The organism is Streptomyces sp. RG80, from assembly GCF_040446465.1.
Lineage (GTDB): Bacteria > Actinomycetota > Actinomycetes > Streptomycetales > Streptomycetaceae > Streptomyces.
Window position 1 is genome coordinate 178,838 of record NZ_JBEAAJ010000013.1, and the last position, 24,983, is coordinate 203,820.

At 72.1% G+C, this 24,983-nt stretch carries 22 protein-coding genes and 1 pseudogene; 7 read left to right on the top strand and 16 right to left on the bottom strand.

Annotated features, from left to right (window positions below; genetic code table 11):
- Positions 1 to 23: 23 nt before the first annotated feature.
- Together ABKA17_RS38790 and ABKA17_RS38795 are read left to right on the top strand one after the other, a co-directional pair.
- Positions 24 to 515 (top strand): Lrp/AsnC family transcriptional regulator, encoded by a 492-nt coding sequence (locus ABKA17_RS38790; protein WP_353697083.1) that lies wholly within the window; start codon positions 24 to 26, stop codon positions 513 to 515.
- A 33-nt stretch (positions 516 to 548) separates the two neighbouring features.
- Positions 549 to 2,237, top strand: coding sequence for a DUF885 domain-containing protein (locus ABKA17_RS38795; RefSeq protein ID WP_353697084.1), 1,689 nt, complete (start codon positions 549 to 551; stop codon positions 2,235 to 2,237).
- Positions 2,238 to 2,272: 35 nt separating this feature from the next.
- Here the strand turns inward: ABKA17_RS38795 and ABKA17_RS38800 are convergent, their stop codons facing one another.
- From ABKA17_RS38800 to ABKA17_RS38810, 3 genes are all read right to left on the bottom strand, one after another.
- Positions 2,273 to 3,106 carry an SDR family oxidoreductase gene (locus ABKA17_RS38800; protein ID WP_353697085.1) on the bottom strand — a complete coding sequence of 278 codons (834 nt, stop codon included), beginning with the start codon at positions 3,104 to 3,106 and terminating at the stop codon, positions 2,273 to 2,275.
- A 41-nt stretch (positions 3,107 to 3,147) separates the two neighbouring features.
- Complete coding sequence (locus tag ABKA17_RS38805; protein ID WP_353697086.1) at positions 3,148 to 3,666, bottom strand: immunity 21 family protein; 519 nt, start codon at positions 3,664 to 3,666, stop codon at positions 3,148 to 3,150.
- 179 nt (positions 3,667 to 3,845) lie between these two features.
- Positions 3,846 to 4,331 (bottom strand): rhodanese-like domain-containing protein, encoded by a 486-nt coding sequence (locus ABKA17_RS38810; RefSeq protein WP_353697087.1) that lies wholly within the window; start codon positions 4,329 to 4,331, stop codon positions 3,846 to 3,848.
- Between the two features lie 94 nt (positions 4,332 to 4,425).
- On the opposite strand from ABKA17_RS38810, the gene ABKA17_RS38815 reads away from it, so the two are divergent.
- Positions 4,426 to 4,872, top strand: coding sequence for an Lrp/AsnC family transcriptional regulator (locus ABKA17_RS38815; protein WP_353697088.1), 447 nt, complete (start codon positions 4,426 to 4,428; stop codon positions 4,870 to 4,872).
- A gap of 1 nt (position 4,873) precedes the next feature.
- On the opposite strand, the gene ABKA17_RS38820 is transcribed toward ABKA17_RS38815, so the two are convergent.
- The 3 genes from ABKA17_RS38820 to ABKA17_RS38830 all read right to left on the bottom strand — a co-directional run bounded on the left by ABKA17_RS38820 (position 4,874) and on the right by ABKA17_RS38830 (position 9,458).
- A complete protein-coding gene (locus ABKA17_RS38820) occupies positions 4,874 to 7,867 on the bottom strand; it encodes an AAA family ATPase (protein WP_353697089.1) in 2,994 nt (997 codons plus the stop codon).
- On the bottom strand, positions 7,864 to 9,036 hold the full coding sequence (locus tag ABKA17_RS38825; RefSeq protein WP_353697090.1) for an exonuclease SbcCD subunit D: 1,173 nt from the start codon (positions 9,034 to 9,036) through the stop codon (positions 7,864 to 7,866). The genes ABKA17_RS38820 and ABKA17_RS38825 overlap by 4 nt, the downstream gene beginning before the upstream one ends.
- Before the next feature lie 209 nt (positions 9,037 to 9,245).
- On the bottom strand, positions 9,246 to 9,458 hold the full coding sequence (locus tag ABKA17_RS38830) for a hypothetical protein (RefSeq protein ID WP_353697091.1): 213 nt from the start codon (positions 9,456 to 9,458) through the stop codon (positions 9,246 to 9,248).
- Positions 9,459 to 9,789: 331 nt separating this feature from the next.
- On the opposite strand from ABKA17_RS38830, the gene ABKA17_RS38835 reads away from it, so the two are divergent.
- Complete coding sequence (locus ABKA17_RS38835) at positions 9,790 to 10,482, top strand: response regulator transcription factor (RefSeq protein WP_353697092.1); 693 nt, start codon at positions 9,790 to 9,792, stop codon at positions 10,480 to 10,482.
- Entirely contained in the window at positions 10,479 to 11,927 is a 1,449-nt protein-coding gene (locus ABKA17_RS38840; protein ID WP_353697093.1) for a HAMP domain-containing sensor histidine kinase, read from the top strand. Before ABKA17_RS38835 ends, ABKA17_RS38840 begins: the two co-directional genes overlap by 4 nt.
- Positions 11,928 to 12,296: 369 nt before the next feature.
- Here ABKA17_RS38840 and ABKA17_RS38845 read toward each other — a convergent pair whose 3' ends face one another.
- The 10 genes from ABKA17_RS38845 to ABKA17_RS38890 form a co-directional block, all read right to left on the bottom strand.
- Positions 12,297 to 14,456 carry an MMPL family transporter gene (locus ABKA17_RS38845; protein ID WP_353697094.1) on the bottom strand — a complete coding sequence of 720 codons (2,160 nt, stop codon included), beginning with the start codon at positions 14,454 to 14,456 and terminating at the stop codon, positions 12,297 to 12,299.
- 120 nt (positions 14,457 to 14,576) lie between these two features.
- Complete coding sequence (locus ABKA17_RS38850; RefSeq protein WP_353697095.1) at positions 14,577 to 18,050, bottom strand: NACHT domain-containing protein; 3,474 nt, start codon at positions 18,048 to 18,050, stop codon at positions 14,577 to 14,579.
- A 34-nt stretch (positions 18,051 to 18,084) separates the two neighbouring features.
- Complete coding sequence (locus tag ABKA17_RS38855; protein ID WP_353697096.1) at positions 18,085 to 18,423, bottom strand: trypco2 family protein; 339 nt, start codon at positions 18,421 to 18,423, stop codon at positions 18,085 to 18,087.
- A gap of 125 nt (positions 18,424 to 18,548) precedes the next feature.
- Positions 18,549 to 19,523, bottom strand: a complete 975-nt coding sequence (locus ABKA17_RS38860) for a GNAT family N-acetyltransferase (RefSeq protein ID WP_353697097.1) — start codon at positions 19,521 to 19,523, stop codon at positions 18,549 to 18,551.
- Between the two features lie 221 nt (positions 19,524 to 19,744).
- Complete coding sequence (locus ABKA17_RS38865) at positions 19,745 to 20,698, bottom strand: Ppx/GppA phosphatase family protein (RefSeq protein WP_353697098.1); 954 nt, start codon at positions 20,696 to 20,698, stop codon at positions 19,745 to 19,747.
- A 243-nt stretch (positions 20,699 to 20,941) separates the two neighbouring features.
- Complete coding sequence (locus ABKA17_RS38870; RefSeq protein ID WP_353697099.1) at positions 20,942 to 21,151, bottom strand: DUF6243 family protein; 210 nt, start codon at positions 21,149 to 21,151, stop codon at positions 20,942 to 20,944.
- A gap of 201 nt (positions 21,152 to 21,352) precedes the next feature.
- Positions 21,353 to 21,979 carry a YigZ family protein gene (locus tag ABKA17_RS38875; protein ID WP_353697100.1) on the bottom strand — a complete coding sequence of 209 codons (627 nt, stop codon included), beginning with the start codon at positions 21,977 to 21,979 and terminating at the stop codon, positions 21,353 to 21,355.
- Positions 21,980 to 22,091: 112 nt separating this feature from the next.
- Positions 22,092 to 22,634 (bottom strand): SixA phosphatase family protein, encoded by a 543-nt coding sequence (locus ABKA17_RS38880; RefSeq protein WP_353697101.1) that lies wholly within the window; start codon positions 22,632 to 22,634, stop codon positions 22,092 to 22,094.
- Entirely contained in the window at positions 22,631 to 23,407 is a 777-nt protein-coding gene (locus ABKA17_RS38885; RefSeq protein WP_502994519.1) for a hypothetical protein, read from the bottom strand. The genes ABKA17_RS38880 and ABKA17_RS38885 overlap by 4 nt, the downstream gene beginning before the upstream one ends.
- 202 nt (positions 23,408 to 23,609) lie before the next feature.
- Positions 23,610 to 24,104, bottom strand: a complete 495-nt coding sequence (locus ABKA17_RS38890; RefSeq protein ID WP_502994515.1) for an FAD-dependent monooxygenase — start codon at positions 24,102 to 24,104, stop codon at positions 23,610 to 23,612.
- 11 nt (positions 24,105 to 24,115) lie between these two features.
- On the opposite strand from ABKA17_RS38890, the pseudogene ABKA17_RS38900 reads away from it, so the two are divergent.
- Both ABKA17_RS38900 and ABKA17_RS38905 read left to right on the top strand, forming a co-directional pair.
- Positions 24,116 to 24,301, top strand: a pseudogene (locus ABKA17_RS38900) (TetR/AcrR family transcriptional regulator); the annotation flags it as partial.
- Between the two features lie 191 nt (positions 24,302 to 24,492).
- Positions 24,493 to 24,900, top strand: a complete 408-nt coding sequence (locus ABKA17_RS38905; RefSeq protein WP_353697103.1) for a CoA-binding protein — start codon at positions 24,493 to 24,495, stop codon at positions 24,898 to 24,900.
- Positions 24,901 to 24,983 lie beyond the last annotated feature (83 nt).

Below are 24,983 nucleotides of genomic sequence, written 5' to 3' on the forward strand. Positions count from 1 at the left end.
GAACACCGTGCTACGTTCGGCCGATGGCCGAATCTGTCGTACTGGATCCGGTGGACCTTCATCTTCTGCGGCTGCTGCAGAACGACGCCCGGGCCACCTATCGCGACCTCGCCGCCCAGGTGGGGGTCGCGGCTTCGACCTGTCTGGACCGGGTGACCCGGCTGCGCCGGGCCGGGGTGATTCTCGGCCATCAGTTGCGGCTGGATCCGGCGAAGCTCGGGCGGGGGTTGGAGGCACTGCTGTCCGTGCAGGTCAGGCCGCATCGGCGGGAGTTGGTGGGACCGTTCGTGGAGCGGATCCGGGCGTTGCCGGAGTCACGGACCGTCTTCCATCTGACCGGTCCCGACGACTACCTCGTCCATGTCGCGGTGGCGGACATGACGGATCTGCAGCGGCTGGTCCTTGACGAGTTCACCGCCCATCGCGAAGTGGCCCGGGTGGAGACCCGGCTGATCTTCCAGCAGTGGGACTGCGGGCCCATGCTGCCGCCTACGCCCTCGGCTCAATCCGCGTGACGGGCGGCGGCCCAGCGTACGAGGATGGTCCGCATGTCAGAGACCAAGAGCCCGCTGCCCCGTGAGGTGGCCGACGCCTATGTCGACGCCCTCATCGCCCTCGACCCGGTCACCGGTACCTACCTCGGAGTGAAGGAGAGTTCGAGCCGGCTGCCCGACACCTCACCGGCGGGCCAGGAGGCGCTCGCGGAGCTCGGGCGGGCCACCCTCGCCCGGCTCGACGAGGCCGAGCGGCGGCCCGGCGCGGACAGTGACATCGAGCGGCGCTGCGCCCGGCTGCTGCGCGAGCGGCTGACCGCGGAGCTCGCCGTGCACGAGGCGGACGAGGGTCTGCGCTCGGTCGGCAACATGGCGACGGCCGCCCACTCGGTGCGCGAGGTGTTCACCGTGACGCCCCAGGAGACGGACGAGGACTGGGCCGCGATCGCCGAGCGGCTGCGTGCCGTGCCGACCGCGTACGCCGGGTACCGCGCCTCCCTCGCGCTCGGCCTGGAGCGCAAGCTGTACGCGGCCCCGCGCCCGACGGCCACGTTCGTCGAGCAGCTCACCGAGTGGGCGGACACGGGTGAGGGGCGCGGCTGGTTCGAGGACTTCGCGGCGGCGGGGCCCGAGGCACTGCGGGGCGAGCTGGACGAGGCCGCCCGCGCCGCGACCGCCTCGGTCGCCGAGCTGCGGGACTGGATGCGGGACGTGTACGTGCCGGCGATCGAGGGCGCGCCGAACACGGTGGGCCGGGAGCGCTACGCGCGCTGGTCGCGCTACTTCAACGGCACGGACCTCGACCTGGACGAGGCGTACGCGTACGGCTGGTCCGAGTACCACCGGCTGCTCGGCGAGATGCGCAAGGAGGCCGAGAAGATCCTGCCGGGCGCCGAGACGCCGTGGGTGGCGCTGGCGCACCTCGACGAGCACGGTCTGCACATCGAGGGCGTCGACGAGGTGCGGGAGTGGTTGCAGGGGCTGATGTCCCAGGCGATGGACTCGCTGGACGGCACGCACTTCGAACTCGCCGAGCGGGTACGGAAGGTGGAGTCCTGCATCGCCCCGCCCGGCGGTGCGGCGGCCCCGTACTACACGCCCCCGTCGGAGGACTTCTCCCGCCCGGGCCGCACCTGGCTGCCGACGATGGGGCAGACCCGTTTCCCGGCGTACGACCTGGTGTCGACCTGGTACCACGAGGGCGTGCCCGGCCATCACCTCCAGCTCGCACAGTGGGTGCACGTCGCCGACAGCCTGTCCCGCTACCAGGCCACGGTCGGCATCGTCAGCGCCAACGCCGAGGGCTGGGCGCTGTACGCGGAGCGGCTGATGGACGAGCTCGGCTTCCTGACGGACGCGGAGCAGCGGCTCGGGTACCTGGACGCGCAGATGATGCGGGCGGCTCGGGTCATCGTGGACATCGGTATGCATCTGGAGCTGGAGATCCCGGCGGACTCGCCGTTCCACCCGGGTGAGCGCTGGACGCCGGAGCTGGCGCAGGAGTTCTTCGGGGCGCACAGCAGTCGTCCGGCGGACTTCGTGGAGAGCGAGCTGACCCGCTATCTGACGATTCCGGGGCAGGCGATCGGCTACAAGCTGGGCGAGCGGGCCTGGCTGCTGGGCCGGGAGAACGCGCGCAGCCGCCATGGAGACGCCTTCGACCTCAAGGCCTGGCACATGGCGGCCCTCTCGCAGGGTTCCCTCGGCCTCGACGACCTGGTGGACGAGCTCTCCGCGCTCTGACCGAGCCGTAGGCCCTCCCGGTCACCGCTCACCGGTCAGCGCCGGAAGCCGCCCTCCGAGTCGATCACCTGCCCGGTGACCCAGCCCGCCTCGTCCGTCGCCAGCCAGGCGATGAGGCGGGCGGGGTCGTCGGGCATGCCCCAGCGGCCGGCGGGGAACATCGCGGCCACCGCCTCGTACGCCTCGCCTGTGAGGTAGTCCGTGTCCACGGGGCCGGGGTTGACGGTGTTCACCGTGATCGCCCGCTCGGCGAGGGTGGTCGACAGGGAGCGGGTGATGGAGGCGAGGGCGCCCTTCTGGAGGGCGTAGGCGATCTCGCCGGGCATGCCGTTCGCGATGTCCTGGCCGGAGGTCATCATCACGACCCGGCCGCCCGACGAGTCCTTGCGATGCCGGGCGTACGCCTGCACGAGGAGCAGCACGGAGCGCGTGTCGACGGCCCAGTGGGCGTCGAGCATCGCCGCGTCGATCTCGTCGAGGGTGCCGTCGCTGCCGCTGAGGGCGTGGTTGGCGACGAGGATGTCGAGGCCGCCGCCGAGCGCGGTGGCGGCGGTGTCGACGAGTGCGGCGGGTGCGGCCGGGTCGGACAGGTCGCCGGGGCCCGCGACGACCCGGGCCTCAGGATCGGTGCGAGCCGCCCGTACGGAGGCCACGATCTGCTCGGGACGGTCGGCGCCCCAGGGTTGGGCGGCGTCGTGCGGCACATGGTGGTGCAGATAGACGCTCGCCCCGTACGCGGCCAGCCGCCGGGCCACCGCGTGCCCGATGCCGCCGCGTCTGCTGGCACCGGTGACCAGGGCGGTCCGCCCGCGCAGGGGCAGCGGGTCGCGGCGGAGGTCTTCGGGGGCGGGGTGCGGAAGTCGGGGCATGGACGACCATGATGGTCGGGCCGTCCGTGCGGCGCACGTGGTTATCCGTGCGCCAGGGGCCTGAGTTGTACGAGTCCGAGCCACGTCTCCGGGCCGGGCCGCACATGCGCCGCGCGCACCGCGTAGCGGCCGGGGTCCAGCGCGATCCACACATGGTCGGTGCGCAGGGAGTCGTTGCCGGGCCACGCGGCGTCGAACAGCAGCACCGGGCCGGGCACGTTCCAGGCCACCTCCGGTCCCCACACCGCGGTCTCGAGCGCCGCGGGCACCTCGGCGAGCAGCTGCTCCTCGGACTCCCCCGCGGACCACCGTACGAAGATGCCGTGCTCCGCCAGATAGGTGGTCGAGGCGGGCTCGTCGCCGAGGACCAGTGCCGCGCTGTCGCCGACGGGCAGCAGGCCAACGTACCCGTCCACCTCGCAGGCCCGGTCGTAGTCCGAGGCCAGCTCGTCGCCGTCGGCGCCCGCCCAGAACGGCAGGACGGTCTCCGGCACCGCTATCAGCGGCCCGCCGGCCGACTCCACCCACTCCACCAGGCCCGGCTCCGCGTATCGCACCATGGCGCGGAATCTACCGCGTGCATGTCATCCCGCGCCGATGGATCCCAATAACCGGAACACTGGATTCAGCCCTCGCGCCCCGAATTACCGCAGCCCCATCCGGAATGCCCGATTCAGCAGCATGACCCTATGACGCACCGCCCGGTTCAGGAGCGTGACCCTACGGCGTAACGCCAGGCTCAGCACCCGCAGTTCTCCGCGCCCACGGGCGCCGTCAGCGGATCGGCGTCCCGGCGCTCCCTGCCCTCCCAGGTCTCGAACTCGAAGCCCTCGCGCGCCCAGTACTCGAAGCCGCCGAGCATCTCCTTGACCTGGTAGCCGAGTTCGGCGAGGGCGAGCGCGGAGCGGGTGGCGCCGTTGCAGCCGGGCCCCCAGCAGTACGTCACGACCGGCACGTTCCTGTCGAGGAGCTGCTCGGCCTGCTCGGCGATGAGCGCGGTCGGCAGGTGGACCGCGCCGGGGATGTGGCCCTGGTCCCAGGCCTCGGTGGAGCGGGAGTCGAGGACGACGAAGCCGGGGTCGCCGTCGGCGGCGAGGGCGGCGGCCACGTCGGAGACGTCGGCGTGGAAGACGAGGCTCGCGCGGAAGTAGGCGGCGGCCTCGGCCGGGGCCGCGGGGGCGACGCGCAGGACGGGGTTCACGGTGAGGGTGTCAGAAGTCGTCATGGCGAGAAATCTACGGTCGATGATCATCAACAGGAAGGGTCATTCCACGGAGTGGTCCTTGATCAGCCGGTGATTCCCCTGCTATTCCTCGGACATGACCGCGTATTCCCCGGACGCCACCGACTGGCACATCCTCGAAGTCCTCCAGCGGGAGGGCCGGGCCAGTTTCGCCGAGCTCGCCCGTGCCGTGTCGATGTCCCCGAGTGCCGTAACCGAACGGGTGCGGCGACTGGAGGAGGCGGGCGTCATCAGGGGGTACGCGGCCGTCGTGGACCCCGAGCGACTGGGCCTGCCGATCCTGGCGTTCGTGCGGCTGCGGTACCCGAACGGCAACTACAAGCCGTTCCACGACCTCGTCGAGGTGACGCCGGAGATCCTGGAGGCGCACCACGTCACGGGTGACGACTGCTTTGTCATCAAAGTCACCGCCCGCTCCATGCAGCACCTGGAGGAGGTGTCCGGCAAGATCGGCTCGCTGGGCTCGGTGACCACGAGCGTCGTCTACTCCTCACCGCTCCCCCGCCGCCCGCTGGGCCGCTGACTCACCCGGCCCCGCGCTGCCGCAGCGCCGACCCCGCCCGGCCCTTCACGACCTCCAGCTGGGCGTGGACGCGCCGCCGCAGGTCGGCGACATGGCTGACGATGCCGACGCTGCGGTCGCGTTCGCGCAGCGAGTCCAGCACGTCGAGGACCTCGTCCAGGGTCTGCTCGTCGAGGCTGCCGAAGCCCTCGTCGATGAAGAGCGTGTCCAGGCGCACCCCGCCGGCCTCGTCGGTGACGACGTCCGCGAGGCCGAGGGCGAGGGCCAGCGAGGCGAAGAAGGTCTCCCCGCCGGACAGCGTGGCGGTGTCCCGCTCCCGGCCGGTCCACGCGTCCACGACATGCAGTCCGAGCCCACTGCGGCCCCGCCCGGCCCGGTCGTCGGAGTGGACCAGGGTGTAGCGGCCGGCGGACATCCGCAGCAGCCGTACGGTCGCGGCGGCGGCGACCTGTTCCAGCCGGGCCGCCAGGACATAGGACTCCAGGCGCATCTTGCGTTCGTTGTCCGCCGAGGTGCCCGCGGCGAGCGAGGAGAGACGGGCCACCCGGTCGTACTCCTCACGCAGCGGGGCGAGCCGGCGGACCGAGACGGTCGCGCGCGCGGAGAGCCGGTCGAGGTCGTGGCAGCGCCGGGCGGCGGCGTCGCGCGCGGAGGCCGCCTCGCGCACCCGCAGGTCCGCGCGGGCCGCCGTCTGCTCGGCGGCGGCGAGGTCGGCGGGCGGCTGCCGGTCGGCGGCCGCGGTCTCGGGCTCCGCGAGGACCGCACGCACGGCGGCCTCCTCCGACTGCCAGGCGTCGAGCCGCCGTTGGAGGTCGCGGTGGGCCGCGTCGTCGAGGAGGGCGGCGGCCGCGGCCTGCGGGGTCTCGAAGCCGGCCCGGAAGGCGGCGTCCGCGAGCCGGGCGTCGGCGTCCTTGAGCCGCTGGGCGGTGTCCTCGGCGGCACGGGCGGCGTCGGCCGCGTCGGTGAGCAGGGCCGCCTGCCGCTCCAGCTGTGAGGCCCGCGCGGCCACACTGTCGGCGGCACCCCGCGCCTGCGCCAACTCCGCTTCCAGCAGAGCTCGTTCCTGGTCCAGCCGGTCGCGGTGCCCCACCCGGGAGGCGGCCCGCACCGCCGCCTGCTGCCGGTCGGCGGTCCGCTGCTGGTGCTCGGCCTCGGCCCGCCGCAGCTCCTCGTGCGCGGGATGCAGCGCCGACGCCTCCTGCCGGGCCAGGGTGTGGAGCCGCTCCAACTCCTCCGCCGCTTCGGCCAGTCGCACGGTGGGAGTGTCACCTGCCTCCGCGGTGGCGGCGGCCAGCGCCTCGCGTACGACGCCCAGGCGCCGCTCCTGCTCGCTGTGCCGTTCCTCCGCCCGCTGGTAGGCGGCCAGCGCCTGCTCCTCGGCCTCCCGGTCGACGTGCCCGGCGTCCTTGCGGGCCGGGGCGGGGTGGTCGGTCGCACCGCAGACGGCACAGGGCCGGCCGTCGGCCAGCTGGGCGGCGAGTTCGGCGGCGATGCCGTTGAGGCGCTGCTCCTTGACGTCGAGCCAGTGTGCCTTGGCGGTGAGTGCCTGTTCCCGGGCGAGGCGGACCTGTTCGGCGACGGTGTCCGTGTCGCCGGCCAACTGGTCACGCATCCGTGCCGCGTTGAGCCGCTTCTGCGCGGGGTCGCGCTGGACGCCGAGCTGCTCGGCCCGGCTCGCGGCCTCCTGGGCGGAGTCGATGCGGGCTTGCAGACCGGCCCGGGCCGTCTCCCAGCCCGCGAGCCAGGCGTCCGCCTCCTGGAGGACGTCCTCGTCGGCCCGCTCCTGGCGGTCCAAGTCGGCGCGCTGCGCGGCGAGTTCGGCCAGCCGCCGCTCACCGCGGCGCGCCGACTCCAGCCCGCCCAGTTCCTCGGCGGCCCGGCGTGCGGCGGCCGCGAGCCCGGCTGCGCCGGCGTCCGCGAAGGTGTCGGGCAACAGGGCACGCGTCCGCACCTGTGCGGCGGCCGCCCTGCCGTGCTCGGCGTCGGCGGCCTCCCGCAGCTCCAGCGCGGGCGCCACGGCCTCGGCCTTACGGGCCCGCTCCATGCGGACCTGTGCCTGCCGGTAGCCCTCGGAGCGCTCCTCCATCAGCGCTGCCCGCTCCCGCGCCTGGGTGAACCGCTGCTGGAGCCGCGCCAGTTCACGTACGTCGGCCAGTGCGCGCTCGGCGCCGGCCTGGGCGGACTCGGCGCCGGAGAGACGGCTGTGGGCGATCGTGAGCTGTTCCCGGGCGGTACTGCGGGCGACGGCGGCCGCGGCCATCACGGCGTCGGCGAGACCCGGCTCGCCCGGGGCCACGTCCGGGAGGCGCATGGCGTCGCCGGCCGCCTGCTGCATACGGTGGGCGTCGGCGAGGAGTTCGGTGTCACCGTCGCGCACCTGGGCCTCGGTGGCGCGGCGGCGCTCGGCGAGGCGCTTCTCGACCTCGGCGAAGCGGTGGGTGTCGAAGAGCCGCCCCAGCAGCCGACCGCGCGCCTCGGCGTCGGCGCGCAGGAAGCGGGCGAAGTCGCCCTGGGGCAGGAGCACGACCTGGCAGAACTGCTCGCGGCTCATGCCGAGCAGCTGGGTGATCTCCTCGCCGATCTCCTGGTGCGAGCGGCTGAGGTCCTTCCAGGTGCCGGCCGCCGCGTCGTACTCGCGCAGCCAGCTCTGGGCCTTGTCGAGCGTGCTGCCCGAGCCGCGCTTCTTGGGGCGCTCCCAGGGCGGCTGGCGGGTGATCTCCAACCGGCGCTCGGCGACGGTCAGTTCGAGGCGAACCTCGGTACGGGTGGCGGCGGTGGCGTGGTCACTGCGCAGGGCCATGCCCTGGCCGGACTGGCGGGCGCCGGGCACGGAGCCGTAGAGGGCGTAGCAGACCGCGTCGAGGACGGAGGTCTTGCCCGCGCCGGTGGGTCCGTGCAGCAGGAAGAGCCCGGCGGCGGACAGCTCGTCGAAGTCGACGGTCTGGGAGGAGCCGAAGGGCCCGAAGGCGGTGACCTCGAGTCGGTGCAACCTCACCGCGCCACCTCCCGTACGGCCTCGTCCGCCCGCACCGCGTCGAACGCGTCCCGCAGCACGCCCTGTTCACGCTCGTCGGGCCCCGCGCCCCGCACATGGGCGACGAAGTCCTCGGCGATCTCCTGGTCGCTGCGGCCCGCGAGCCGCTGGGCGTAGGAGACGTCGGGGTCGTCCGGGGCCCGCTCCGGGTCGAAGGCGAGGCTGAGGGTGTGCGGGAAGCGCTCGGTGAGGCGGGCCATGGGGTCGGCGGGGCGGACCGCGTCGGTGAGGGTGGCCTCGACCCACGCCTCCTCGTGCCGCGCGAGCCGCGGATCGGCGAGCAGGTCCTCCAGCGTCCCGCGGATCCGGGCCAGCGCGCGCGGCACCGGGCAGTCGACGCGCTCAGCGGTCACCGCGCCCTCGGCGTCCAGGTCGATCAGCCACATGCTCTTGCGGTGGTCGGCCTCGGAGAAGGAGTACGGCAGCGGGGAGCCGGAGTAGCGGACCCGCTCGGTGATGGTCTGGCAGCCGTGCAGATGCCCGAGCGCCGCGTAGTCGACGCCGTCGAACACGCCTGCCGGCACCGCGGCCACTCCGCCGACCGTGATGTCCCGCTCGCTGTCGCTGGCCTCGCCGCCGGTGACGAAGGCGTGGGCGAGGACGACGGACCGCGTCCTGCTCGATCCACCCGCGCGCGCGGCGAGGTCGGCGCGGACGCGGTCCATGGCGGCGGCGAGCACGCTCTCGTGGCCGGCCTTCACCACCCCGAACTCGTCCTTCACCAGGGCGGGTTCGAGATAGGGCAGCCCGTAGAAGGCCACGTCGCCGTCGGCGTCCTGGAGCACCACGGGCGTCCCGCACGCCGCCGGCTCGGTCCGCAGATGGATGCCCGCGCGGTCGATGAGGCCGGCGCCGACGCCCAGGCGGCGGGCGGAGTCGTGGTTCCCGGAGATCATCACCGTCGGCACGCCGAGTTCGGCCAGCCGGTGCAGGGCGTCGTCGAACAGCTCGACCGCGGCGAGCGGCGGCACCGCCCGGTCGTACACGTCTCCCGACACGACCACGGCGTCCACGCCGCGCTCACGCACGGTCGCGACGAGGTGGCCGATGAAATCGGCCTGCGCCCCGAGCATGTTGACCCGGTGGAACGCCCGGCCGAGATGCCAGTCGGAAGTGTGCAGGATTCTCATCAAATCACCCTGACCTGCACATTTACCCCCGCGACGCCCCTAGAACCAGCACAGACCAGCACGACCACGCCGGTCGGCACCCACCACGCTAACGCCTGCCGACACCCGATTCCTCACCGACCTCACACCACGGAGTGGCGCCGACCAGCAGACGCCCCCTACGCAAGAGGCCCCGGACAACCCTCCGGAGCCTCTTGTCCCCGCCGGGCCTACCAGCTGAAGTCGATCTGGAGCTTGCTCCATGTGGCGGGGAAGTTGGTGGTCTTCCGCTTGTCCGGCGCGATCGACACGTACTTCCAGCCCGTGGAGTTCAGGTTGTAGCGCCAGGACTGGGTCTGAGAGCCGCAGTTCTCGACCGTGATGAAGTTCGGACGCCCGCCACCGGGGTCCAGCCTCGACGCGATGACCGAGGCACACGCCATTCCACCCGCCGCGGCCGGCGGAGCGGCAACTATCGCTCCCGTGGTCAGCACGAGCGACAGTGCTGCCGCACTCCCCCATTTACGCATCGATCCCCCTGAGACTCGGCTGCGGCGAAGGTCAACTCGCCTTGTTCGTAAGGTTGGTCGATGTTACAGACCACGACGACCGTGGTCGAAGTGGACGCTCGCCGCGGAGATCACGGACGCGGCAGCCGAGTTGCGCGCCCTGATCACTCACACCGCGCGGTACCCGGCGACGCGCTAATCCTGGCTTCAGGTTGGTCGGGAACAATGGGCGGCAAAAACGTCGACAGGAAGGGGGCGGGCCGGCGTGCGAATCATGATCGCGGATGATGAAGCGGCCATCCGTGAGTCGCTGGAGCGGGTGCTCCAGGTGGAGGGTTACGACACCAGCACCGTCACCAACGGTCTCGCCGTGCTCGACGGGGTCGGTGGGGCGGACGGTGACACGCTGGATCTGCTGATCCTCGACGTGATGATGCCCCGCCTCGGCGGGTTGGAGACCTGCCGGCGGTTGCGGGCGGCGGGTCGGGATCTGCCGGTGCTGATGCTGACCGCCCGTGACCAGGTCTCCGACCGGGTCACGGGGCTGGACGCGGGCGCCGACGACTACCTGCCCAAGCCGTTCGCCACCGAGGAGTTGCTGGCCCGCGTGCGGGCCCTGCTGCGCCGGCGCACGTCGACCGACGAGGAGTCGCAGATCCTGTCGTTCGCCGACGTCCGGCTCGATCCCGACAGGTTCGAGGCGTGGCGGGGCGAGCGGCCGCTGCGCCTGACCCGGACCGAGTTCTCCCTCCTGCAGGTCCTCATGCGCAACGCGACCCGGGTCCTGACCCGCGACGCGCTGTTCGAGGCGATCTGGGGCTTCGACATGAGCGCCACCGCCAACAACCTCCAGGTGTACGTGAGCTACCTGCGCCGCAAGATGGAGGCCGAGAGTGAACCGCGATTGATCTACACGCTGCGCGGCCTGGGATACACGTTGCGGGAGACTCCTCCGTGAGCGGGCGCGCCGGCCGGGAACCGCGCCGGCTGACCCGATGGTGGCGCCGGCGGTCCCTGCGGACCAGGCTGACGGTGATCGCGGCGACGGCCATCGCGGTCAGCGTGTTCGTGGCCTTCCAGGTGGCCAGCGAGCTGATGGACCGGGAGCTGCGGGACACCGCCGAGAATCAGCTGCGCGCCGACTCCCGCGTCCTTGCGACGGACGCGCGGCGCGCCGGTCCGGCGCAGGTCGAGCTACCGCCGTATCCCGGATCCGGTCGGCTGGTGCGGGTCGTCCTGCCCGACGGCTCGACCCGGACGCCGGCCGGCCAACCCGCGCTGCCCCCCGTCAGCGAGCAGGCCGAGCGCGTGGCGCGGGGCGCGTCGGCCGACCTGATGGAGTCGGACGACAGCGAGGAAGGTTACCTCGTCTACACGCTGCGGGCGGGCGACGGCGCGGTTCAGGTGGCCCGCCTCGCCGACGACAGCCCGATCAACCGGTTCGGGTTCGGCATGCTGCTGATCGGGCTGTTCTGCGTGGCCGGCGGCGCCCTGGTCGGGCGGACCGTGGCGCGGACCGGGCTGGCACCGATCGACCGGCTGACCGCCGCCGCGGTACGTGTCGCGGACACCCGGGATCTCGACGCCGACATCCCGGACGAGGGCGGTGGGGAGATCCGGCGGCTGATCCGGTCGATCAACGACATGCTCGCCGCGCTCCGGGACTCCCGGCGGGCCCAGCGGCTGCTCGCCGAGGACGCCGCCCACGAGCTCAAGACCCCGCTCACCAGCCTGCGCCTCAACGCCGAGCTGCTGATCCGGCTCGATCGGCGCGGCACCCTGGACAGCGCACTGCCGGCGGAGAGCCGGACCCGGCTGCTCAACGATGTCGGCGCCCAGGTGGCCGAGTTGAGCACCCTGGTCGCCGAGCTGACCGACCTGGCGCGCGGTGACGTCAGCGACGAGAACACCGAGCTGCTCGACCTCGCCGACGTGGTGGTGGCCGCCGCGACCCGGGCGCGTTCCCGTGTGCCCGACGTCGAGGTGGCGCTCGACGTGACCTCCGTGTGGGTGAGCGGGCGTCCCGCCGCGCTCCAGCGGGCGGTGCTCAACCTCGTCGACAACGCGGGCAAGTGGTCCCCCGCGGACCAGCCGGTCCAGGTCCGGCTCCGTGCCGAGGGCGCGTCGGCGGTGCTCGAGGTCGACGACGCCGGGCCGGGCATCGACGCCGCCGACGTACCGCGGGTGTTCGACCGGTTCTACCGTGCCGACAGCGCCCGGGCGTTGCCGGGCTCCGGTCTGGGGCTGTCGATCGTGCAGCGGGTCGTCGAGGCCCACGGCGGCCGGGCCGGCGTCGCCCGCTCCGCACGCGGTGGCGCGCTGCTTCGGGTCGAGCTTCCGGCCGCGGCCCCGCCCGCCCCGATCACACGGCTCACCGCCGGGGAGGACACCGCGGCCCGCTGACCCGCCTCGGGCGGCGCGGCACAGAACAAGGGATGGCCGCCCTCGGGCATGGCCCCGCACGGCTCACCGCCGGGCAGGACACCGCGACCCGCTGACCCGCCTCGGGCGGCGCGGCACAGGACAAGGGACCGGCCGCCCTCAGGCATGGCCCCGCACGGCTCACCGCCGGGGCAGGACACCGCGATGCGCCAACCCCGGCCCGGCCGCGCGGCACAGGACCAAGGCGGTCCACCGCCGGGCAGGACACCGCGATGCGCCAATCCCAGCCCGGCGCGTGGCGCAGGACCAAGGGGCGGCGGCCGTCGGGCCCACGAAAAGATCCGGGACGGGCGTTTGGCCCCGTCCCGGATCTCGTCCGTGCCGCCGCGCTCACCGTTGCAGCGCGGGCTCCTCCTCGGCGTCGGCGAGCGGCTGTTGGCTGTCCGGCAGCTCCGCCGCCGGCCGGGACAGCCGGCTCGGCCACCAGATCCGTCGGCCGATCAGCAGGGTGAGGGCGGGCACCAGGACCGACCGCACCAGCAGGGCGTCGAGCAGCACGCCGAAGGCGACCAGGAACCCGACCTCGACCAGCATCACCAGCGGAAGCGTGACGAGGACCGCGAACGTTGCCGCCAGGACCACGCCTGCCGAGGTGATGACGCCTCCGGTGGCGGAGAGTGCCTTGAGCATGCCCTCCCTGGTGCCGAGGCGCACGGTCTCCTCCCTGGCCCGGCTGGCCAGGAAGATGTTGTAGTCGACGCCGAGCGCCACCAGGAACAGGAACGCCAGCAGCGGCACCGAATTGTCGATGCCCTTGAACCCGAGGATCGTGTCGAAGACGAACACGCTGCCGCCGAAGGCCGCGGCGAACGAGACGATCACGGTGGCCATCAGGACCAGCGGGGCCAGGATCGCGCGCAGCAGCAGCCCGAGGACGATCAGGACGACGACGAGCACCAGCGGGATCACCAGCTTCTCGTCGCTCTTGGTGGTCACCTCGGTGTCGAGGTTCTCCGCACTCGGCCCGCCGACGATCGCCTCCGCCCCGCTCACCGCGTGCACGGCTGTGCGCACCCGCAGAATCGTGTCGTACTCCGCGACGGTGTCCGGCGCGTCCTTCGGGAACACGGAGATGTTGGCCCAGCCACCGCTGGTCTGCTCCGGGACGGCCTGGGCCACACCGCGAGTGTCCTTGACGATGTCGAGCACCCGCTCCTGGTGCGCCGGCCGCGTGAAAATCGTCATCGGCTGGCCGCCGAGCTCAGGGAAGTGCTGGCGGAGAACGGTGAAGCCGGTGACCGACTCCGGCGCGGACAGGAACTGGTCCTGCTCCCGCAGGTTGCCGGTATTGCCCGCCAGCCCGAGGGCGAGCACGCCGAGGACTCCGAGCGAGCCGAGCGTCGCCACCCACCGGCGGCGGCTGATGGCGGTGCCGAGCCGTCCCCACAACCCCGGCTTCTCCTCCACGGCCGTGCTGACCCGCGGGACGGCCGGCCAGAAGATCCGCCTGCCGAGCACCACGAGCACCGCCGGGAACAGCGTCAGCATGGCCACCAGCGCGCACACGATGCCGGCCGCGCCGATCGGGCCCAACCCGCTGGTGCTGTTCAGGTCGGCGACGAGCAGGCAGAGCAGGCCGGCGACCACGGTGGCCGCGGACGCGACGATGGCCGGCGCCGCGCCGCGCAGCGCGTGGACCATCGCGACCCGGACGTTCTCGTGGTGGTGCAGTGCCTCCCGGTAGCGCGCGATGAGCAACAGCGCGTAGTCCGTGCCGACGCCGAACACCAGGATCGTCAGCAGCGCCGAGTTCTGGTCGTTGACCACGATGCCGAAGCCCTTGACGAGCAGGTAGACGGTCGCCATCGAGGTCAGTGCGGCCGCGCCCACAGCCACCAGCGGGATGATCCACAGCACCGGGCTGCGGTAGGTGAGGATCAGCAGGAGCGTGACCACGGCGATGGTGGTGAGCAGGACCTGCACGTCGATGCCGTCGAAGACGGCGTCCATGTCGCCGTCGATCGCGCCCGGACCGGTCACGTCGAGTTCCAGGCCGGCGGGGCGGTCCTTCGCGGCGTCACGCAACGGGCCGACGATGTCCTCCGGTGCGCCGTAGGTCGTGCTCACCTCGAGGGTGAACGTCATCGCCCTGCCGTCGGCGGAGCGGCTCACCGGTGGGCCCTCGTCGTCCTCGTCGGCCTCCGCCGTCGCCGTCGCCTTCGGCGGGTACCGCTTGGCAAGGGTGTCGTAGTGGCGCTCGACCGTCGCGCGGTCGGCGTCGGTCATGTCGCCGTCGCGGTGGTACACGAAGACGAACTCGCTGGCGTCACCCTCGGGGAGACTGTCGTCCAGCACCGCGACCTTGGTGGACTCGGCACTGGCCGGCAGGGTGTCCACGGCGCTGTCGGTGGTGACCGAACTCAACTTTCCGCTCAGCGGCACCATGAACACGGCCAGCGCCAACCACAAGCCGATCACTAACCACGGCACCCACCGACCTGCCAACCGACCGGCCGGTGCTTCCCGGGACGGCACTGCGTCGACTGCCATCACTGGCCTCCTACATACGGGTTGCGTCGCTCATCTGATGCGTACGTTTTATTGAGCGAACCTGAGACGACCGTTAGAGGCCGTGCAGCAACCGGCGTCCGTTGTAGAGGGTGATGTTGATCATCGATGCCTTGTGTTCCGACGCCGGAGTGAGAGCAGCAGCGCTGCGGCTGCCCCCATTCCTGCCAGTAGGTAGCCGAGAATGTCGCCGGTGCTCGGGCCGCTGCCGGTGAGCTCGGCGACGACACCGCCGAGCACGTAGCCGACGAACGCGCCGAGCAGAGTCCGCACTGCTGTCGGGTAAAGGACCGGGTACTGCGCGTCCAAGGAGCTCAGCCACCCCTTGAAACGCTGTCCGACGTCTCGCGGCTGAACCCCGAGTCGGGCCGGTAGGCCGAAACGCACTGCGAGATGGATAGCTCCGGCGATCGGCGTGCACAGGAGCATGAGAAGCCAGAAACTGTCGTCCCCGATGCCGAAGAGCAGGGTGATGATGGAGGTCAGCAGGTATCCCCCGCCGACGGACGGCAGCAGCCGGAGCAGACCGTGTCCCAGTGCCCGCCCGAGTGCGGCCACCAGGGCGCCGGTCGAGGATTCCTGCCACCATGCGCGCAGCACCGCCAGATCTGCCGCCGATCCGCCCGCCGAGCTCGTGGGGTGTACTGCTTGTACTGACCAGGCAGGATCTGCCTGATCCGTCAGCTTGCCGGTTCGCGTCACCGCGTCCTCGCCGAGGCCGGCGACGTAGTCGCGGAAGCTCACATGCAGAAACCGGAACCCACCTCCTGTCCGGGTCAGCAAGGCTCTCTCCGACGCATCCGAGAGGAAAGTCCGCAGCTGCCAGGGCAGCACCCGGCGGGCTGCCAGTTCCCAACGCGTCGACCAGTAGGCCAGCCACGTCCTACCGGGGCCGCTGCCGACCAACAGCGCGAAAGCGACCAACAGGAGGGCACCGACCTGGGCCGCCGGACCATCCAGCCCCGCGGTCACCACCAGCACGGCCAGCGCAATGGCCGCGAACCCCAGGCACAACCGCGACGCCACCTTGGCCGAGGCGCGCAGTGCCTGTGAAGGAGCGGAGGGAACCGCCTCCTCGTCCGGCACCAGGCCACTGACGAGGGCGAAGGTGATGCACATGGAGAGCCCGCCCGGCACGGCTCCCATGAGGCCATACGTGAACCCGAACGCGACACCGCCTGCCCAGCCGCCCGCGATCGCTCCGAGTATCCCGGCGACGAGACCGACGTTGGTGCCGTCGAAGAACGGGTCCGGAAAATGAACGATCACGTGCCCCAGCGTTTCGAAGAGACCTGGTTCGTCGCGGTTCTCCAAAAGGCCCTCGTACGAGAAGGCATCGTTCCAAGGGGACTGGACACCGCCCGTCTCGATGCCCACCAGTGCTCCCGTCACCAATGCCGGCGCCCGGTGCAGCAGATCGATCGACTCCCAGTCCGATTTCAGGGCAAGGGTGATCGCGACCACTACGGCGCTGCCGAGCCCCCAGACCGCGTAGAGGACGAGAGGGGTGTCCGATACCGATCCCAGAGTCATGCTGGACACCAGACACACGCCGAGAGCGATGACGGCCCCGATCAGCGCGCCGCCGCTCGCCGCCGCCCAGTACCACCTCCATTTCGCCCAGGCCCGTTCCGGCACGACCTGGAAACCGCGGCCCAGCGCGAAGGCCAGGGTGCCCGCTGCCGCTGTGAGCACCGCGATGTCCGTGCCTCGATGCGCCAGCACGCCGGCGCCCGTGAACAGCGGCATACCCACCAGGGCGAACAGGGCCGGAGCGATCAGCATGGCGGCGAGGGTGCCCGCCCGGTGGCGTATCCCCGGCTGCCAGGGAGATCTGGCGGCATAGCCTGCGGCATTCCACTCGGGAGTGATCCAGTCAGGGAGGAACACGGCCTCGTTGCGGGTCTGCATCATCCGGGCCAGCGGCACCAGGTGCCGTACGGCGGCGAGGGTGGCTCGGGCGGATCCCGTCGACACTCTGGGGCGTAGGGCACGAGGACGTCGCAGCAGGTGTTCGAGATAGCGGCGGTAGAGCTGCCTGCGGCGCTCGTCGCTGCTGCCGTGCGGCAGCACGTGCGCGTTCTCGGGGTCTATGTCCCGCAGCGTCGCGGTGGCAACGCCGAGCATGAGCGGTGTGGTGAGCAGCTCGGCGAGTGTGTCGTCAGTGGCCACGGCCTGCGACAGGGTGCGGTAGTCCCCCGGAGCTTCCGCGAGCCGGTCAAGGATTGCCTGGCGGCTCAGCGGCTCGATACGGACGGCTGCGGTGACGGGAAGCGGCGGCCCGTCGCGGTACTCGGTCTCCCGTGAGGTGAGCACCATCCCGACCTGGGCATAGGACGGGTCGGCCAGGAAGGCCGCGAGCGCGGCACGGCACTGTTCTCGAGACCCTGCGGGAATCTCGTCGAGGCCGTCCGCCAGCAGGAACAGCGCGCCGCCGGCCAGCCATTTGGCCGCCTGCGGCTGAGGAACTCCGTACCGGCGGGCAATTTCCTGGGCTGCCCAGGCCGCGAACGGCTCCTTCGGATCTCGCCAATTCTGCAGCAGCAGAGGAACGGGGAGGGGCTCTCGCGGATCCTGCAGGGCATATCCGTGCAGCCGTTCCGCGATGCCCAGCAGGAGCGCGGTCTTGCCGGAACCGGGTTCTCCGACGATCAACATCCGCTTGCCGGAAGGCGGGACCAAACACTCGGCTACCACCTGATCCACGGTGAGGGGCGCCGCGGGCTGCGGAGCCCCGCTGTCCCAGCCGTCGTCCTGCTCCCAGGGGTCCGGTTCCAGATCCGGCACCCTGGAGCAGGCGACATCGAGCTGTACGGTCTCCTGAAACGACCGCTCCAGTGATCCCTTGATCCAATGGCGGTCCACCACGTCGAGCATCGACAGCCGCCACGGAGGAGGAACCGCGCTCGGCCCGAAGTCACCAGGCGGCGCCGAGGGACGTACCGGGACGACCGCGGTCATCGCCCCCGACAGTCCCAACTCCCGCGCGGCTGCCCGGAAGCCCTGATCGTCCCAGAGCGCCGTCACAGGTACGGCGTGCAGGCGGCGTCCCCCGTACGACGGCGATGACGCCAAGGCGCTCACGACGCCGATCAGCCGGTCGACGGCGAACAGGCCGGCCCCGGAGAAGCCGCCCCACGAGTCCGTGCCACCCTGTCCCGCGCCCCGTACATCGACCGCGATCCGGCCCTGCTTGTGCTGGGCGACCGGCACGATCACGCCCTCCAGCTGGTCCGCGTCGCGGGTGCCGCCGACGCGGGCCCGCTCCGGAAAGCCCACCGCGGTGCACGGCAACGGCCAGGGATCCTCGAGCCGGCCCCACGCGACCTCCGGGACCGACCGGGGCACCGCGTCGATACCGGCCACGACCAGGGCGGCGTCGAGTTCCTCGCTCTCCCACAGCACGTGCCCCCGGCTCCAGCCGCGTGGCACCGCGGCGCCGGCCGGTGTCAGCAGCCGCAGCCGTATCTCCCCGTCGGCCGCCGGCCCGGAAGCGACAGCATGCCGTGCGGTCAGGATCGCCCGAGGCCCCACCAGGTACCCGGAACCCGGGACTCCCGACCACAGCTCGACCACGCGTCCGGGATCCAGCCCGCGCATCAGTCAGGCGTCAATCGGGAAGCGGGGTGGGCGCGCCCGCGATCATCAACTCGTGCGGATCGCCGGCGCCGCCGGTGTCCACCGGTTCCAGTTCCAGGGCCACCCGGTGAGCCGCCGATCGTCCGGACGCCGCCGACGCGTCACCCGATACGACCCAGAATTTGATGGCACCCGCTGCTGCCGCTGTGCGCTGCACTTGGACCTCGAACTCCACCTGTACGGATCTCGCCCGGAACCGGACCCGTGAGCCGTCGCCCTCGCTCAGGGCTGTGAGCAGCTCCGCTCGCAACGCGGCCACTGCCTCCGCGAGTCCAATACCGTGCATGCCGTTCTGTGTCCCCCCGCTCATGAGTCCACTATTGCCCAAATCGCCTGTTTGGCACATGAGTTGGTCAAGATGAAACCTCGCCTACGCCAGACGGCCGACAGCCGCTCCGACTCCGGGACGATGTCGGGTGGGACAGGGCGGTCGACTCAGCGCCAGTCGTCGATCACGTAGGCGTCCGGGTGGCTGTAGCCGGGTTCGTTGGGCTTGTGCATGGTCACGCCTTGCAGCCAGGTACGGAACCCGCGGTCGACCATGCGCCGGTAGGCGTCCTGGCGGGCCAGGTTCATTCCGGCGTCCAGTTGCCCCAGGCCCTTCTCGGCGGCCAGCTGCTCGCACGCGTCCAGCAGTCGTTCGAACCGGTCCGCGGCGCCCGGGCCAGGGCGTACGGCGCCGAATTTGACGAAGCACACGTCCTCGCCGGCCTCCGATCCCGCTCCGCAGTGGCAGACAGCCAGACCGTCGAGACCGGAGTCGGCGCCCTCGATGAGGACGGTGTCGCCGAGCCCCTGCGCCTGTGCGGCCATGATCTCGCGCTCCAGGCTCAGGCCCTCGTGCACGGCTCCCGTCAGGACGCGGCAGCGGCTCAGCGCGTCGGGCCGCTCGGCGGCTGTCAGCTCGCCGTACAGCACGCGGCCGGGGACCGGGGCACTGGCGACGACCTGTTTCTTCATGATGGCTGTAAGGAATCGGGGCCAGAAACCGTACCGCCGGTAGAGCTCGAGGTGCTTGGGACTGTGCGCGAAGGTGAACAGGCCGAGGTGGCGGTTCTCCCAGGTGTCGAAGCAGGCCATGACCGGTTCCATGAGGTGCCTGCCGATGCCCTGGTCCCACAGATCCGGACGAACGGTCAGCGGGCCGAAGAACCCGACGCTGCCCCAGTCGGCGGCGAAGTTCGATCCGACGACCTCGCCCTCGACGGTCGCCGCGAAGGCCGCTTGTGGATCCGCCGCCCAGCGGGTGCGGACATAGTAGGCGGTCCCGAAGAACGTCTCCGGTTCAGGGAACCCGAGGAAGGTCCCGAAGGCGACCCTGAAGATCTCGTCGGCCCGGTCCAGGTCCGGCTCGACCAGCGGGCGGATCTGGACCGAGGCGGCGACACCCGTGCGCTTCGCTGCGGACATGATCGCTCTCCTTTCCGCCCCCCTTCCATCGCACCACGGACGTGCGCCACGGGCGAAGCGACAGTTCCGGCGGCACCCCAGGGATCGAGCGACCGCGTTCCCCGACGACCGGGCGGCCGACTTCTCGACCGGGTCAGGCCGGGCGCCCGGGCAAGGCCGGTGGATCAGCCGCGCGGACTCGGCGGCCTTGTAATCGGCCAGGGAGGCCGGGTCCGCTGGGCTCAGCCGGCGAGGCGGGGGCGGTCGGCCGGGGTGCGAGTCACGCCGAGGTGTTCGAGCAACAGCCCTTCCCGGGTGGACCAGGGGCAGATCTCGACGCTCTTGGCCCCGCAGGCTTCCATGAGGGCCTGCGCGACCAAGGCTCCGGCCAGGGACTGCTCGGCGCGGTGCCGGGAGATGCCCGGCAGCTTGGCACGACGGGACGGTGGCGCATCGGCCAACAGAGAGACTGCCGTGCGCAGTTGGGGCAACGTCAGGCGTCGCCCTGTGCGCCGTGTCCTGCTCCGGGCGGCGGCGAGCCGGGCGAGTTGTTCAAACGTCTTGGAGCAGGCCAGCACCCGCCCTCCCGGCTCGGCCCGCGGCAGGTCGGGGACGGCTTCCAGAGACTCACGGAGGTGCTGCAGGACCTTGGTGAGGCGGCGTGGGGACGGCGCGGTGCCGCCGGGAAGCCAGTCCCGGGTGATCCTCCGGGCGCCCAGCGGCAGCGAGTTGACGACGCGGGGCCGGTCTCCGGTGCCGGAGGCGATCTCCACGGTGCCGCCGCCGATGTCAAGGACCAGCAACTCCCCGTCCGTCGGGCCGGCCCACTGGCGAGCGGCCACGTAGGCCAGCCGCGCCTCCTCCTCGCCGGTCAGCACACGCAGGCGGGTGCCGGTGGTCCGGGCCACTCGCGCGATGACCTCGTCGCGGTTGGGCGCGTCCCGGATGACGGAGGTCGCGAACGCGAACACCTCCGGGCCGCGCAGACGCGGGTCCGCGGCGACGGCCTCGGCCACCGCCCGCTCGACACTCTTCATGCCGGCCTTCTCCAGCCGCCCGTCGTGGTCGAGGGTCTCGTGCAGACTCAGCCGCACCTTGCGGGAGAACACCGGCTCCAGCACCGTACCCGGACGCCGCCGCACCACCGTCAGCAGAGCACTGTGGCACCCGACATCGAGCACGCCTGCCTGCCGCATCCCATCGCCTCCCAAGGCCTCCGCGCTCCTCTCAGCCGGCACTTTTCCCCGTCCCCCACACCCGTCGACGACGGCACGCCGGGGATTCCGCGCCGGCATGTGAGCATATCGTCACCACGCGTACACCCTCCGCCCGGCAGAATCCCTTCGGCCAAGGCGATCATCGCGGCGCTCCGGAGATCCCGGGACTGCCGCAGGGCCCGGACCACGTGTCGCGGTCCGGGCCCTGCCTCATGCGATGCGTCAGCTCTGTGCGGGGTCTTCGCCCGTCTGCCCGGCACCCTCGGCTGCGCCTGTCTTCTCGCGCATCTTGCGCACCAGCTCCGCCTTCTGGTCGGCGGCACCCTGGCGGTCGAGGTTGCGGTGCGGGCCGTTGTTCTGCCGTTCGGCGCGGGACAGCTTCTTGCGCTGGCCGCCGCCCATGCCCACGGGGTTGTTGATGTTCTTGCTCACGGGTTCTCCCGAAATGATGTGAAGTGATCTACGGATTCATCGGTGGGGGACGGGCGCGGCGACGTCGAAGGACGTCAGCAGGGGCCCATCACGCTCTCACTCGTAAATCGGCGTCTGGAAGAACATGACCGTGACGTTACCCGGTGCCGTCGACCCCGCACACCAGGTTTTCCGCGGTCCCGGCTCGCGATGTCACGCCTTTCAGGCATCGCCGTAGGCCTCTCCGCCCAGTTCGAACCCGGCTGTCCCGGCGGTGACGTCCGCGAGCCAGGTCTCGAAGGCGGGTACGTCCGCGTCAGGCAGGCCGATCTCGATTGTGACCGCCTCGCCGTAGTGCACGTCGCGGACCTCGCGGCCGGTGGCGCGCAGGTCGTTCTGCACCTTGCCCGCGCGCTGGTGGTCCACCGTCACCGTGGCGAGGCGGAAACGGCGGCGGGTGCGGGTGCCGAGGACATCCAGAGCCTCGCCGACCGCGCCGCCGTACGCGCGGATGAGGCCGCCCGCGCCGAGCTTGACCCCGCCGTAGTAGCGGGTGACGACGGCGACGACGTAGCGCATGTCACGGCGCAGCAGCATCTGGAGCATGGGGACGCCGGCGGTGCCGCCGGGCTCGCCGTCGTCGCTCGCCTTCTGGATCGCGGCGTCGGCGCCGATGACGTAGGCGAAGCAGTTGTGGGTGGCGGCGGCGTGCTCCTTGCGGATGCCCGCGATGAAGTCCTGGGCCTCCTGTTCCGTGGCCGCGGGGGCGAGGGCGCACAGGAAGCGGGAGCGGTTGACCTCGGTCTCGTGCACGCCCGCGTGGGCGACTGTGCGGTACTCGTCCGGCATCCGGCCACCCTATGCGGAGCGTCCCGGGTCGCCCGCCCCCGAGGAGGGGGGCGAGGGGCACAGGTGGGCGGATGATCTGTGGACCACGCCGGTCGGTGCCGCCGCGGCCACCTCACTCCTTCCTGCCCCGTGCCACCGTCACCGATGTCAGCAGTGCCGTGCCGGAGGTGAGGGCCTCCCATGCCGTGCCGCGCCAGGCCAGTACGGCGACTGCCGCGGTCGGGAACTTCAGGCGGACCCGCTCCAGGGTGTCGTCGAGGCCGTCGCGCGCCAGGTGCAGGACGAGTTCCTCCAGGCCGGGGTTGTGGCCGACCAGCAGCAGCGTCTCGACCTCGGCGGGGACCTCGTGCACGACCTCCAGCAGTTCGGGGACGTCGGCGCCGTACAGGCGCGCGTCGTGGCGGACCGGTGGCGGGGTGCCCCACTGGGCGGAGGCGAGGTCCCAGGTCTGGCGGGCCCGTACGGCGGTGGAGCACAGCGCGAGGTCGGGCAGGAAGTCGGCCTCGGCGAGCACGCGTCCGGCGGCGGGCGCGTCCCGACGGCCGCGCGGGGCGAGCGGCCGCCGATGGTCGGGGACCCCCTCGGGCCAGGCGGACTTGGCGTGCCGCAGCACGACCAGACGGCGCAGCGGACCGGCTCCGGCGCGCGCGATCACGCGAGGGTTCCCAGGTCGCGGGTGAGCTCCAGGCCGAGGAGCCGGTCGGCGTAGGCGTACGTCTCGAAGCGGGCACCCTCGGGCAGGTCGGCGGTCTCGACCTGGCGCAGGACGCGGAGCACGCCGGGTACGTCCAGGTCGTCCTCCCATGCGCTGCGGAGTTCCTCGCGCACCTCGTCGGGGACCGGCTTGGACGGCTGCCGCGCCCATCCGGCGACGGCTCGGCGCCAGCGGGCGAGAGTGTCGTGGGCGTCGTCCAGCGCGGCGGCGTCGAGGCGCACGGGGAGGCCGTGGCGGCGGGCGAGCAGGGCCAGGCGGAGATCGCCCGGGTCGGCGCCGGCCAGGACTCCAGGTGTCGACGCTGCGTCCTCGAAGGCATCGGCCGGTTCGACGGGTGCGACCGCCACCCGTACGCCGTCCGGCGCCGCCCCTCCCTCGCTCACCACATGGACGACCCGTCCCTCCCCCGGTCCCGAGCCGGTGTCCCCGCCGTCCTCGAAGGGCCGGATGCCCAGGGCCGCGCCGGCCGCGCGGAGTTCCGCCCGGTCCCGTCCGGCGCCGAGCAGCGTCCAGACCTGGGTGCCGCCGATTTCCAGGGCGCGGACGAGGACGTCGGCGACGAGCAGGACGCGCAGGGCCGTGGCGTCGTACCCCGGCACATGCGCCTCGACGCGGGTCAGGCCTCGGCGGGCGGGGACGGGGTCGCCGGTTCGGGCGTCGATGATGCTCAGCACGAGGTGAGCGTAGGCGGGGTGGGAGCCGTGCGCAGGCAGGTGGCACGGATTCCGGTCACGGCGGCGGCTCCGCGGGGCATACGACTGCCCGAGCCGACCTCGTACAGGCGGGCCCGGCGCGACGCGCGCGGCGTATCCCGGCAGCGGCCACCTCCGCGCCGCCGACCGCCCTACCCGCTGCACCCCACAGCAGGCCGACCCGGCGTTCGCGCTGGTCAGTCGTCCGGGATGCCGCTGCCGCTCAGCGTGGGCACGGTCGCCTCCGGGTGGGCGAGCGAGCGGGCGCCGTACTGGAACGGGTCGAGCAGGTCGACGATCGTCCGGCCGACGGGCCGGTGGCCCCAGATGCTGATGCCCTGGTGGAGAGCTCCTTGTCGTTGGTGTGCCGGCCCACCGACAGGGCCATGTCGAAGCCGAGTTCGTGCACGCGGTCGTAGCTCTGCGCCAGGTCGTCCAGGGACGCGGCCTGGATGTTGAGGTGCTGGACGCGGGTGCGGATCGGGTCGATCGGCAGGCCCCGGACGGCGGCGACGGCGATGGAGTGGTGGCGCTCGTTGACGCGCAGGAAGTCGGCGTCACGCTCCAGGACGACGACCCTCAGGCCCATCGACCCCAGCAGGTTCGCCGCCGCGACACCCGTCGGCCCGTACCCGATCACCGCCACGTCGTACGCGCTGTCCCCAGCGCTGTCCCCGGCGCCGGCCTCGGCTCTGTCCTCGGCGCTGATTGCACTCACCAGGCCACCTGCTGTTCCCGGAGCTGGACGAGGCCTCCGTGCACACCCTGACCACCTACGCCGTGGCGGGCGCCGACGGTCTGTTCGTGCACCGGGAGATCCACGGCGACGCCGTCGACCTCGTCGCCATGTTCGAACTGCACGCCGAGCTCGTCTTCGACGCCGCCACGCGCATGGCGGCGAAGAACGGGGCATGACCCTGACCGCCGGGCAGGGCCGAGGCACGCTTCGGCGGCCTCGGCGCGGTCCCGGTGGGCTTCGTCCGATTCCGGTCACCGCCCCCCGCTCCGCCGGTAGCGGCCGCCGCCCCGTCACCCGGGGAATCCCCGCGCCGCGCGCGCTGTTGTCGCGCACACCATTCCTGGCAGGACCCACGAGGAGGCCGAGCGTGTACGGCGACCCAGCAACGATCCGCAAGATCCTCACCGAGCTCGGCGACACCTGGGCGATCGTGGGCCTGTCGTCGAACCAGCGGCGCGCGGCCTACGGCGTCGCGGACGTGCTCCAGCGCTACGGCAAGCGCGTCGTGCCCGTGCACCCCAAGGCGGAGACCGTCCACGGCGAGCAGGGGTACGCCTCCCTCGCGGACATCCCCTTCCCGGTGGACGTCGTGGACGTGTTCGTCAACAGCGACCTGGCCGGCCCGGTCGCCGACGAGGCGGTCGCCCGGGGCGCGAAGGCGGTCTGGTTCCAGCTGGGGGTCATCGATGAGGCGGCGTACGACCGTACCCGCGCGGCCGGTCTCGACATGGTCATGGACTTCTGCCCCGCCATCGAGATCCCCCGGCTCGGCTGACACAGCAACCTCACCCAGCCCCACGGCAGGCACGAGTCAGGTCCCCCGCCCCCTGTCGCATGCCGTCGGAGGGCGGCCCGGCC

Excerpts from the sequence above, each read along its gene's own strand:
- ABKA17_RS38845 (WP_353697094.1), bottom strand. The coding sequence starts at position 14,456 with ATGGCAGTCGACGCAGTGCCGTCCCGGGAAGCACCGGCCGGTCGGTTG.
- ABKA17_RS38815 (WP_353697088.1), top strand. The coding sequence starts at position 4,426 with ATGACCGCGTATTCCCCGGACGCCACCGACTGGCACATCCTCGAAGTC.
- ABKA17_RS38875 (WP_353697100.1), bottom strand. The coding sequence starts at position 21,979 with ATGCCGGACGAGTACCGCACAGTCGCCCACGCGGGCGTGCACGAGACC.
- ABKA17_RS38790 (WP_353697083.1), top strand. The coding sequence starts at position 24 with ATGGCCGAATCTGTCGTACTGGATCCGGTGGACCTTCATCTTCTGCGG.
- ABKA17_RS38810 (WP_353697087.1), bottom strand. The coding sequence starts at position 4,331 with ATGACGACTTCTGACACCCTCACCGTGAACCCCGTCCTGCGCGTCGCC.
- ABKA17_RS38855 (WP_353697096.1), bottom strand. The coding sequence starts at position 18,423 with ATGAGCGGGGGGACACAGAACGGCATGCACGGTATTGGACTCGCGGAG.
- ABKA17_RS38825 (WP_353697090.1), bottom strand. The coding sequence starts at position 9,036 with ATGAGAATCCTGCACACTTCCGACTGGCATCTCGGCCGGGCGTTCCAC.
- ABKA17_RS38860 (WP_353697097.1), bottom strand. The coding sequence starts at position 19,523 with ATGTCCGCAGCGAAGCGCACGGGTGTCGCCGCCTCGGTCCAGATCCGC.
- ABKA17_RS38795 (WP_353697084.1), top strand. The coding sequence starts at position 549 with ATGTCAGAGACCAAGAGCCCGCTGCCCCGTGAGGTGGCCGACGCCTAT.
- ABKA17_RS38830 (WP_353697091.1), bottom strand. The coding sequence starts at position 9,458 with ATGGCGTGTGCCTCGGTCATCGCGTCGAGGCTGGACCCCGGTGGCGGG.
- ABKA17_RS38800 (WP_353697085.1), bottom strand. The coding sequence starts at position 3,106 with ATGCCCCGACTTCCGCACCCCGCCCCCGAAGACCTCCGCCGCGACCCG.
- ABKA17_RS38805 (WP_353697086.1), bottom strand. The coding sequence starts at position 3,666 with ATGGTGCGATACGCGGAGCCGGGCCTGGTGGAGTGGGTGGAGTCGGCC.
- ABKA17_RS38865 (WP_353697098.1), bottom strand. The coding sequence starts at position 20,698 with ATGCGGCAGGCAGGCGTGCTCGATGTCGGGTGCCACAGTGCTCTGCTG.